7 protein-coding genes and 1 pseudogene are annotated in these 11,443 nt (G+C 64.3%); all 8 read left to right on the top strand.

Annotation, left to right across the window (positions count from 1 at the left end; translation table 11 throughout):
- The coding region (gene glnE, locus Q0T48_RS16645) for a bifunctional [glutamate--ammonia ligase]-adenylyl-L-tyrosine phosphorylase/[glutamate--ammonia-ligase] adenylyltransferase (RefSeq protein ID WP_295958403.1) at window positions 1-1,948 on the top strand (1,948 nt) is incomplete at its 5' end.
- A gap of 259 nt (window positions 1,949-2,207) precedes the next feature.
- The gene (locus Q0T48_RS16640) at window positions 2,208-3,140 is read left to right on the top strand and encodes an alpha/beta fold hydrolase (RefSeq protein WP_295958400.1); all 933 of its coding nucleotides are present in this window, start codon (window positions 2,208-2,210) and stop codon (window positions 3,138-3,140) included.
- Window positions 3,137-3,403, top strand: a complete 267-nt coding sequence (locus tag Q0T48_RS16635) for a phosphopantetheine-binding protein (protein WP_295958397.1) — start codon at window positions 3,137-3,139, stop codon at window positions 3,401-3,403. The genes Q0T48_RS16640 and Q0T48_RS16635 overlap by 4 nt, the downstream gene beginning before the upstream one ends.
- Entirely contained in the window at window positions 3,400-4,638 is a 1,239-nt protein-coding gene (locus Q0T48_RS16630; protein WP_295958394.1) for a beta-ketoacyl-[acyl-carrier-protein] synthase family protein, read from the top strand. The genes Q0T48_RS16635 and Q0T48_RS16630 overlap by 4 nt, the downstream gene beginning before the upstream one ends.
- Before the next feature lie 205 nt (window positions 4,639-4,843).
- Window positions 4,844-6,268 carry an efflux transporter outer membrane subunit gene (locus Q0T48_RS16625; RefSeq protein WP_295958391.1) on the top strand — a complete coding sequence of 475 codons (1,425 nt, stop codon included), beginning with the start codon at window positions 4,844-4,846 and terminating at the stop codon, window positions 6,266-6,268.
- Window positions 6,269-6,294: 26 nt separating this feature from the next.
- The gene (locus Q0T48_RS16620) at window positions 6,295-7,443 is read left to right on the top strand and encodes an efflux RND transporter periplasmic adaptor subunit (RefSeq protein ID WP_295958387.1); all 1,149 of its coding nucleotides are present in this window, start codon (window positions 6,295-6,297) and stop codon (window positions 7,441-7,443) included.
- Between the two features lie 10 nt (window positions 7,444-7,453).
- Window positions 7,454-10,570 (top strand): efflux RND transporter permease subunit, encoded by a 3,117-nt coding sequence (locus Q0T48_RS16615; protein ID WP_295958384.1) that lies wholly within the window; start codon window positions 7,454-7,456, stop codon window positions 10,568-10,570.
- Between the two features lie 72 nt (window positions 10,571-10,642).
- Window positions 10,643-10,762: pseudogene (locus Q0T48_RS16610) on the top strand (phosphotyrosine protein phosphatase); the annotation flags it as partial.
- Window positions 10,763-11,443 lie beyond the last annotated feature (681 nt).

The following is an 11,443-nucleotide window of genomic DNA, read 5'->3' as shown; positions in this document are numbered from 1 at the left end:
CCTGGATTACGGCGTGTTCGACGCGCTGCGTAATCTGCACCAGCAGATCCGCGACCATTCGGCCAAGCGCAGTGCGGGCCGCCCCGAGCGGGCCAACGATGTCAAGCTGTCGCGCGGCGGCATCCGCGAGATCGAATTCACCGTGCAGCTGCTGCAAGTGGTGCGCGGCGGCCAGTTTCCCGAGCTGCGCACCCGCCCCACGCTGGACGCACTGCAGCGCCTGGCCCGCGCCGGGCTGATGCCCCAGGTCACCGCCGATGCACTGGCCCGGGCCTACACCTTTCTGCGCCGGGTCGAGCACCGCATCCAGTACCTGGACGACCAGCAAACCCATGTGCTGCCCACCATCGATGCCGACCTGGCCTGGATCGCCCACAGCATGGGCTACCCCGACTGCTGCGCCTTTCTGACCGAGCTGGACACCCACCGCGAACTGGTGGCGCAAGAGTTCGACACCCTGCTGGGCGGCAAAAAAGAATGCAAGGGCTGCAACGGCAAAACCGCCAAGGCGGGCTATGCCGGGCCGGGCGACCTGTCGGGTGTACCCGACCTGGCCACCCTGGCCGAGCGCCTGGACGAACCCCTGAAAGCCCGCCTGCTGCGCTGGTCCACCCACGCCCGCGTGCAAGCGCTGAGCGACGTGTCCAGCGCCCGGCTGTCGCGGCTGGTGCAGCGCACCCTCGGCTGGCTCGGTGAGGGCAGCACCAGCCTGGACGGCGTACTGCGCTGGATGGACTGGATCGAACCCCTGCTGCGCCGCGACCACTACCTGGCCCTGCTGCTGGAGCGCCCCTCGGTGCACCAGCGCCTGCTGCGCCTGCTGGCCACCGCCAAATGGCCGGCCCGCTACCTGCAACAGCACCCTGGCGTGATCGACGAGCTGGCCGCCGAGACCATGCTGGCCGAGCGCTTCGACCCCGCCGCGCTGGAGGCCGAGCTGGAAGCCCGCCGCAACTCGCTGCGCATCACCCAGGAAGACGACGAAGAAACCCTGCTCAACCTGCTGCGCCGCGCCCACCACGCCGAGCTGTTCCGCACCCTGGCGCGCGATGTGGAAGGCCGCATCAGCGTGGAGCAGGTGGCCGACGACCTGAGCGCGCTGGCCGACGTGGTGCTGCGCGTCACCGCCCGCTGGTGCTGGCAGCGCCTGCCCACCCACCACCTGGACGAACCGCGCTTTGCCGTCATCGGCTACGGCAAGCTGGGCGGCAAGGAGCTGGGCTACGGCAGCGACCTGGACATCGTGTTTGTGTACGAGGACGAAGACGAACGCGCCCCCGAGGTCTACGCCCAGCTGGTGCGCAAGCTCATCAACTGGCTGAGCGTGAAAACCGCCGAGGGCGACCTGTTCGAGATCGACACCGCCCTGCGCCCCAACGGCAACTCCGGCATGCTGGTAACCACCCTGAACGCCTACGCCAGCTACCAGGAAGGCCGGGGCAGCAACACCGCCTGGACCTGGGAGCACCAGGCCATGACCCGCGCCCGCTACGTGCTGGGCCCGGACGACATGGGCCAACGCTTTGACGGCGTGCGGCAAAACGTCATCACCGCCCCGCGCGACCTGCCCGCCCTGCAGGCCGAGATCGTCGCCATGCGCAACAAGGTGCGCGCCGCCCACCCGGTGCGCGGCGAAGCTTTTGACGTGAAGCACAGCACCGGCGCCATGGTGGACGCGGAATTCGCCGTGCAGTACCTGGTGCTGGCCCATGCGACCCAACACCCCGCGCTGCAGGACAACGTGGGCAATATCGCTCTGCTGCAACGCGCTGAAGCCTGCGGCCTGCTGCCCCCAGGCGTGGGCACGGCCGCCGCCAATGCCTACCGCGTGCTGCGCAAGGTGCAGCACCACGCGCGGCTGAACGAAACCCCCACCCAGGTAGCCCCCGAACCGCTGCAGGCCGAGTGCGACGCGGTGCTAGCGCTGTGGCATGCGGTGTTTGGCTAAGGCTAGTGCCGTATGAAGACCGCAGCGTGCGAAAGTCGCGCGACATATCCACGCACGCTATGCCAACAAATTGCTAGATATGTCCTATACGCGCACCAGCATTGGCCTCACGGTGCCGGATCTTGGGGTACTCGATCTGGGCACTAGTCACTCCAGCAAAACCTACGATCGCTTAAAATCTAAGCATTTAGAGCGGTCATCAGGGCAGAAATTACGGTGTGCAAACTGTTAGTCCCGGGCTATGCGCCGCCCAGTCCACTTGAATTTGACCCTTTTGCAAAATAATCTACCGCCTGCAGCCATCGCGTCCAAACCGGCGCAGCCCAAAACGTTGCACTTCAAGGGAGGATCGCATGGAGTGCTCCTCTTGCACGGCCTCAGCAGCAGTCCACTAGAGCTGCAGTTTATTGCCCGAGGCCTGCAACGCGCAGGCTACACGGTACGAGTCCCCGTGATACACGGCTATACGTATGGCCTGCTGGGTGAGCACCCACAATCCGTAGCACAGTGGCTGGACACCGCGCTCCAAAATCTGGACGTACTGCTAGCCGAATGCGAAACCGTGTCTCTGGGTGGCCTGTGTTTAGGGTCGGTCATGGCATTGAAGGTTGCAGCATTACGTTCGAACCAGTTGTCTTCCGTGCTGGCACTGTCAACCGCACTTCACTATGACGGCTGGGCAAATCCTTGGTACACGGCGCTGTTGCCCTTAGCCCGCTATGTCCCTTTTGCACCCAGGATCAAGATCAAGGAAGGCGAGCCTTTTGGATTGAAGGACGAGCGCATGCGCGCCTGGATAGCGCGCCAAATGGAAGAGGCTGGCAAGTCGGATGCGGGCGCCTCGGTTCTGCATGTAAGTGAACTCCTAAAGGCCCGAGAGCTGATTGCGCTGACCCGCAAAGTCCTGCCCGATATCACCTGCCCAGTTTTGCTGATCCACGCCAAGGAAGACGAGTGTGCAACACCGCGCAGTAGCTACGAAGTGGCCTCGCGCGTCCAATCGTCCGTCATACGCTGCGTGTTACTCAACGATAGCTATCATATGATCAGCATAGATAGGGAAAAAGAGCGCGTACTCTCAGAGATATTGCAGTTCGTTTCGGACACCAGGAAAATCGATCAAATCGATAACACGCCAAAAACGCCCGGTGTTCGACCAGCGTTGGACGGCCGCAGAGGAATTGCTAGATGACGGAAAAAGAAATGCACGCGCTGAACATTGTTCGCAGTTCCTTGGAGCGCTACACCGATTCACCCGCAGAAGCAATTGGAATGGAGACGCTGTTGGCAGATATCCAGGTGGATTCATTGACCACGGCCGAGTTGCTTTTCGAGCTAGAAGACTGGCTGGAAACCACCATTCCCGAAACGCCTAGCCTGCCACAGAGCGTGTCAGATCTGGTAAGCATGTTAGAGCCGTACCTCAACGAGGACGGCAGCAAAAAAACCCTATGAAGCGCCGAGTTGCCATTACCGGCCTGGGTCTGGTTTCAAGCCGGGGCCAATCCCCTGCGGCAGCATTTGAAGCCTGGTGCAATGGCGTTTCCGACATCGCCTTGCACGATATTGGCGAAGCGCCTTACGCCACTGCGGTGCCGTTTGCCTTATGCGTGGATTTCGATCCTACCGCGGTGCTGGGGCGCAGCCGCTTGGCCACTATGGAGCGCGTCAGCCAGCTGAGTGCTGTAGCAGCCATATCGGCTTGGCATGATGCGCAACTGGAGGGATTGGACACTGCGCAGCGTGATAGTGCCTGCGTGCTTTGGGGCACGGGCGGCGGCGGCACCAACACCACCGAGCGTAGCTACCACGATCTCTTTGTCAAACAACGTCCGCGCATTTCACCGCTGTCCGTTGTCCTCGGCATGCACAACGCGGCGGCTTCGCATATTGCCCTGCAATTGGGCTTGGGTGGCGATTGCCTGACGTACTCCGTCGCCTGTGCCTCCTCGGCCGTCGCAGTGGGCGAGGCGTTTCGGCGCGTGCAATCGGGACAAGCAGATATTGCCGTGGCCGGTGGTGCCGAAGCGGCCATGCCGTTTGGCATAGTGAAGGCCTGGGAGTCCATGAAGATCATGGCACCCGCGGGTACGCGGCCCGAGGCCAGTTGCCGTCCCTTCCACGCCGGCCGGCAGGGTTTGGTTCTAGGGGAAGGATCGGCGGCCTTGATCCTGGAAGACTGGGAACATGCACACCGTCGCAGTGCCCGCATTTATGCCGAGATAGCTGGATACGGCAGTAGTTGCGACCACATGCACCTGACGACACCCGACGCCCAAGGCCAATTGCGCGCTTTGCGCCAAGCCTTGCGGGATGCCAGCGTGAACCCCGAAGACGTACAGTACGTCAATGCGCATGGCACCGCCACGCTAGACGGCGACCCGGTGGAAATCGCGGCTTTGCGGACATTGCTCGGCGCACACGCGCCGAACACCCTCGTAAGCGCGACCAAGTCCATGCATGGCCACCTGCTGGGGGCGGCCGGCGCCATCGAAATCATGGCTACTGCATTGGCACTGCAGACCCAAAACGTACCGCCCACGGCGCATCTGGACCAGATCGATCCCGCCTGCGCCGGATTGGACCATGTGTGCGGCACGGGCCGTGCAGGCGTCAAACTCCAGGTTGCGCTGTCCAATTCCTTTGCGTTTGGTGGCAGCAACGCAGTCCTGGTGCTGAAAGCGGCGTGATCTAGCCCCGTGGGGTGTGGATGGCCCTACGCTTTGGCGTAGTTCCAGCGGCGGGCACCATTGCGCTCTTGATTTTCACCCATAAACGACCTGCCACACCTGGTAAGCGGCTTCGCCCCAATAGGGGACAAGCATCCCTCCCCATGCGCAGGCCCGAGTCAGCGCAACACGATACGTCCGCCCCAAACCGCAAGGAGCCTCCCGCATGCATCTTCCCCGTTGGTCTATTCTGTGCACGCTGCCGCTATGGCTGATGGGCTGTGCCATAGCGCCGCCACCGACCCATGTAGCGGCCCAGGCCCCTGCGCAATGGCAGGCCCCGCTGCCGCACCGCGGGCAATTGGGCGACTTGTCCAGCTGGTGGACGCGGCTGAACGACCCGCTGCTGGTGCAATTAATCGAGGCAGCTCAGAATGTCAGCCCGTCAGTGGCCTCCGCCGCATCGCGAATTGCCCAGGCCCGCGCCAGCACGGTAGGCGCCGATGCCGCGCTTGGTCCCAGCGTGAATACCACAGTCAACGCCAGCCGCAGCGCCACCAAGCCCCTTTCGCCCGCCGCCACGCTGGTACAGGGCGACCTGCAGGCGGCTTGGGAGATCGACCTATTCGGCACCCAGCGTGCCGCGCTGAACGCCGCCCAGGCGCGCCAACAGGGCGCCCAGGCGCTGTGGCATGACGCCCGCGTATCCGTCGCCGCCGAGGTGGCCAACCAGTACGTCAACGTGCGTGCCTGCGCCCTGCTGCGCGGCCTGGCCGGCGAAGACGCCCGCTCGCGCCAAGAGACGGCCCGCCTGTCGGGCTTGAGCACCCGTGCCGGCTTCACCGCACCAGCGGTGGACGCACTGGCCCGCGCCAGTGCCGCTGAGGCCAATAACCGGCTGAATCAGCAGCTCACGCAGTGCGATCTGTACCTGAAAGCCATGGTGGCGCTGACCGCGCTGCCTGAGGCGGAGTTGGCACAAAAACTGGCTACAGCGCCCGCACCTTCTGCGCAAATAGCTATTTTTTCAATAGCATCCATCCCAGCCCAGGCACTGGCCCAGCGGCCCGATGTGTTCAGCGCCGAGCGCGACGTGGCCGCCACCAGCTTCGACGTAGGCAACGCCCAGGGCCAGCGCTACCCAAGCCTCAGCTTGAATGGCTCCATCGGAGCCATGCGCTACCGCTCCACCGCAGGCAATGACGATTTTGCAAGCTGGTCCATCGGACCACTGACGGTATCTCTGCCCGTGTTCGACGGCGGACAACAAAATGCAAACATCGACGCCGCCCAGGCCCGCTACACCGAGGCCGTGGCCCTGTACCAGGCCAAGGTGCGCCAGGCCGTGCGCGAGGTGGAGGAAGCCCTGGTGAATCTGCGCAGCAGCGACGACCGCATGGCCGACACCCAGACCGCTGCCGCCGGCTACCAAGCGTCGTATGACGCCACCCAGGCGCGCTACAAGGCCGGCGTGGCCAGCCTGCCCGAACTCGAAGACGCGCGCCGCACCGCCCTGGCCGCCGACACCAATGTCATCGCCCTGCAGCGTGAGCGCCTGCTGGCCTGGGTGGCCCTGTACCGCGCCGTCGGCGGCGGCTGGTCCGGCCCCGATGCCAACACCACCGCCAGCACCGCAACCACCGCGCAATAGCCCTGACACGACCCTGGACACACCGCATGATTTTCAAACCCAACGCTATCGTTTTCGCAGCTGCTTGCGCACTGTCTATCTGCGCTGCAGGCCTTTTTTCCTTAAATTCCCAAGCGGCGGATGAAAAACCCCAGGCCCAGCCCAAACCCGCGCTCAGCGTCACCACGGTGCAGCCACAGGCCCTGGCTTGGCCGCTGCAGCTCAGCGCCAACGGCAACGTGGCGGCCTGGCAAGAAGCCAGTATCGGCAGCGAGGCCAGCGGCCTGCGCCTGCTGGAGGTGCGCGCCAACGTGGGCGATGTGGTGCGTGCCGGGCAGGTGCTGGCCACCTTTGCCGCCGAGAGCGTGCAGGCCGACGTGGCCCAGGCCCAGGCCAACCTGCTGGAAGCCCAGGCCAACGCCCAGGATGCCAGCGGCAACGCCGCCCGCGCCCGCACCCTGCAAACCACCGGGGCCCTGAGCGAGCAGCAAATCACCCAGTACCAGACGACAGAGCAGGTCGCCAAGGCCCGCGTGGCCGCCGCCAAGGCCACGCTGGTGGTGCAGCAGCAGCGCCTGCAGCACACCCAGGTGCGCGCCCCCGACTTTGGGGTCATCAGCGCCCGCAGCGCCACCGTGGGCGCGGTGCTGGGCAGCGGCACCGAGCTGTTCCGCATGGTGCGCGGGGGGCGGCTGGAGTGGCGCGCCGAGGTCACCGCCGCCGAGCTGGAGCGCATCAAGGTGGGCACCACCGCCCAGGTACGCACCGCCCAGGGCACGCCGGTGCAAGGCAAGGTGCGCATGGTGGCCCCCACAGTAGACCCGCAAACCCGCATGGGGCTGGTGTATGTGGATTTGCCCGCCTCCAGCCTCAAGCCCGGTATGTTTGCCAGCGGTGCCTTCGCGCTGGGCCAGACCACCGCGCTGACCGTGCCGCAAACCGCCGTGGTGGTGCGCGATGCCTTCAGCTTTGTCTACCGCGTGGGCAAAGACCAGCGCGTGGCCCAGGTCAAGGTGCAAACCGGGCGGCAGCTGGGCGACCGGCTGGAGATCACCAGCCCGCTGGAGCCGGATGCCGTGCTGGTGGCCAGCGGCGCGGGTTTCCTGAACGACGGTGATCGGGTGCGCGTGGTCGAGAATTCAAAGCCAAATGTACCTTCAGCGCAGATAGCACCTACACCAGCAGCTAGCAAATAAAGAGCAGACCATGAACGTTTCCTCCTGGTCCATCAAGAACCCCATTCCGGCGGTGATGCTGTTTGTGCTGCTGACGTTTGCCGGGCTGCTGTCCTTCAACGCCATGAAGGTGCAGAACTTCCCCGACATCGACCTGCCCACCGTCATCGTTACCGCCAGCCTGCCCGGCGCAGCCCCGGCCCAGCTCGAAACCGAGGTGGCGCGCAAGCTGGAAAACTCCATCGCCACCGTGCAGGGCCTCAAGCACATCTACACCTCGGTGCAAGACGGCAGCGTCTCGGTCACCGCAGAATTCCGGCTGGAAAAGCCGGTGCAGGAGGCGGTGGACGATGTGCGGTCCGCCGTGGCCCGCGTGCGCAGCGACCTGCCGGGCGACGTGCGCGACCCCATCGTCAACAAGGTAGACATGGCGGCCCAGCCGGTGCTGGCCTTCACCATCCGCTCGACCAAGCTGGATGCCGAGGCGCTGTCCTGGTTTGTAGACAACGACATCACCCGCAAGCTGCTGGCGGTGCGCGGCGTAGGGGCGGTGAGCCGCGTAGGCGGCGTGACCCGCGAGGTACAGGTGGCGCTGGACCCGCTCAAACTGCAGGCGCTGGGGGCCACCGCCGCCGACATCTCGCGCCAGCTGCGCCTGGTCCAGCTCGACAGCGCCGGGGGCCGCGCCGACCTGGGCGTGGGCGAGCAACCCGTGCGCACCCTGGCCACGGTGCAAACCGCCCAGGAGTTGGGCCAGCTGCAACTGGCACTCAGCGATGGCCGCCGCATCCGGCTCGACCAGGTGGCTACCGTGACGGACACGGTGGCCGAGCAACGCTCTGCGGCCCTGCTCAACGGCCAGCCGGTGGTGGGCTTTGAGGTGTCGCGCAGCCGCGGCGAGAGCGAGGTGGCGGTGGGCGCGGCGGTGCAAAAGGCGCTGGCCGAGATGAAGCTGCAGCACCCCGACATGGAGCTCACCGAGTCCTTCAACTTTGTGACCCCGGTGGAAGAGGAATACACCGGCTCCATGCACCTGCTGTACGAGGGCGCGATCCTGGCGGTGGCCGTGGTGTGGCTGTTTTTGCGCGACTGGCGGGCGACTTTTGTGTCGGCGGTGGCGCTGCCGCTGTCGGTGATTCCGGCCTTCATCGGCATGCAGTTCCTGGGCTTTTCGATCAACGTGATCACGCTGCTGGCGCTGTCGCTGGTGGTGGGCATCCTGGTGGACGACGCGATTGTGGAGGTGGAAAACATCGTGCGGCATCTGCGCATGGGCAAAACCCCGTACCAGGCGGCCATGGAGGCGGCGGACGAGATCGGCCTGGCCGTGGTGGCCACCACCTTCACCCTGGTGTCGGTGTTTTTGCCCACCGCCTTCATGAGCGGCATCCCGGGCAAGTTCTTCAAGCAGTTTGGCTGGACCGCCTCGCTGGCGGTGGTGGCATCGCTGATCGTGGCGCGGGTACTCACGCCCATGATGGCGGCCTACATCTTGAAGCCCATCGTCGGGGCCGAGAAAGACGCGGGCTGGATGCGCGTGTACATGCGCTGGGCCACCTGGTGCCTGAAGCACCGGGTGCTGACCATGGTGGGGGCCACGGTGTTTTTCTTTGGCTCCATCGCGCTGATTCCGCTGCTGCCCACCGGCTTCATCCCGCCCGACGACAACTCGCAAACCCAGGTGTACATCGAGCTGCCGCCCGGCTCCACCCTGGCGCAAACCAAAGTGTCTGCCGAGCAGGCGCGCACGCTGATTGCAAAAGTAGAGCACGTCAAAAGCATCTACACCACCATCGGCGGCGGCAGCGCAGGCAGCGACCCGTTTGCCCCGGCCGGTGCCGCTGAGGCGCGCAAGGCCACGCTGACGATTCTGCTCAGCGACCGCGGCCAGCGCCCCCGCAAACAGGGCATCGAGAACAACATCCGCACCGCGCTGGAATCCCTGCCCGGCGTGCGCAGCAAGGTCGGCCTGGGCGGCTCGGGCGAAAAATACGTGCTGGTGCTCACCGGTGAAGACCCGGTCGCCCTGCAGGCCGCCGCGCAGGCGGTAGAAAAAGACCTGCGCACCATCCCCGGGCTGGGCAGCGTGGCGTCCAGCGCCAGCCTGATCCGGCCCGAGATCGCGGTGCGGCCCGACTTTGCCCGCGCCGCCGACCTGGGCGTGACCAGCAGCGCCATCGGCGAGACGCTGCGCATCGCCACGCTGGGCGACTACGATATTGCGCTGCCCAAGCTGAACCTGTCGCAGCGCCAGGTGCCCATCGTCGTCAAGCTCGACGACGCAGCCCGCAAAGACCTCAGCGTACTGGAACGCCTGGCCGTGCCGGGAAGCAAGGGCCCGGTGATGCTGGGCCAGGTGGCCACGCTGGAGACCAACGGCGGCCCCGCCGTCATCAGCCGCTACGACCGCACCCGCAACGTCAACTTCGAGATCGAGCTCTCGGGCCTGCCGCTGGGCGATGTGAAAGCAGCGGTGGACAAACTGCCCGCCATGGCCCAGCTGCCGCCCGGCGTGAAGGTGGTGGAAATTGGCGATGCCGAGGTGATGGGCGAGCTGTTTGCCAGCTTTGGCCTGGCCATGCTCACCGGCGTGCTGTGCATCTACATCGTGCTGGTGCTGCTGTTCAAAGACTTCTTGCACCCTGTCACCATCCTGTGCGCGCTGCCGCTGGCGCTGGGCGGAGCCTTTGTGGGCCTGCTGATCGCGCAAAAGAGCTTCTCCATGCCCTCGCTGATCGGCCTGATCATGCTCATGGGCATTGCCACCAAGAACTCCATTTTGCTGGTGGAGTACGCCATCGTGGCCCGCAGAGACCATGGGATGACCCGTGTCGAAGCCCTGCTGGACGCCTGCCACAAACGCGCCCGCCCCATCATCATGACCACCATGGCCATGGGCGCAGGCATGCTGCCGATTGCGCTGGGCTGGGGCGCGGCGGATTCCAGTTTCCGCAGCCCGATGTCGGTGGCGGTGATCGGCGGGCTCATCACCTCTACGGTGCTGAGTTTGCTGGTGGTGCCCGCGGTGTTTACCTACATCGACGATCTGGAGCACTGGTTCAGGCGCATGGGCGCGAAGCTGCGGGGGAAACCGGCCCCAGCACCCGCGCAGCTGCCCCCGGCACCGCAAAGCAAGGCGCTATCGTAATAAGAGCTGGTAGCGTAGATAGCATCTACGCTACCAGCTCTTTTTGTTTAAATTTTGGAAGTAATTTCCGCCATGCCACGCGTACTCTTCATCTGCAGCCGCAACCGATTGCGCAGCCCCACGGCGGAGCATGTGTTCTCTACCGTGCCGGGCGTAGAAACAGACTCCGCGGGCCTGGCACCCGACGCAGATTGCTCTTTTCCTTGATGGCACTTGTGCCCGCTTTCACCCTTGCGCAATCCACAGTGCCTACCGTGACGGATAAGCAACCCATGGTTTCCGTGATGCCGCCGGGCGAGCCCCCCCCCCAGCACGTTACCAACCTCTGTCTTTCCAGACTGCAGCAAAGGACGTATTGAAAAAATGGCGCACTCATTCCGATTACCGCGGCCCCGATAAAGCCAGCGTCACCGAATGCGACGGTTACCAAGACTCAGTAAACAAGATAATTTGCAGAACATTCAAAGCAGATGGTGAGCGAATTTGTAGCTCGACCATTTAGCAGAATGACGCAGCCTCTCCATACGCCGCTGCGGGCCACAAGCGGTCTTTCGGTCCCCTCGGTAAATTTCCACCCCCTTTGCCGTAAGGTATAACCCTAATCAAAGGGCGAGCATGGTGCTCGTCATCGGATCGATTGGGATGCACATGGCAAAACGGGACGTTGGGTTGCTCCAGTTTTTGAGGGCACTTAAACAACTGCCTTTTAACATCCTGCTGGGGTTAAAGCGCGTGTCCTGGTCAAGTTATTTCGGACACATCGATAGGTTGATTGATTGCCGATTTCTGCTCGAAGGCATTGGGTGGCAAGTTGCCCAGTGTGGAGTGCAGCCGCACACTGTTGTAGAAGCCGACGATGTAGTCGGCAATGTC

Origin of the sequence: Rhodoferax sp., from assembly GCF_025354435.1 — a bacterium.
Taxonomy (GTDB): Bacteria; Pseudomonadota; Gammaproteobacteria; order Burkholderiales; family Burkholderiaceae_C; genus Rhodoferax_B.
The sequence above is the reverse complement of the archived record's forward strand: the minus strand, read 5'-3'. Positions and strand labels throughout refer to the sequence as shown.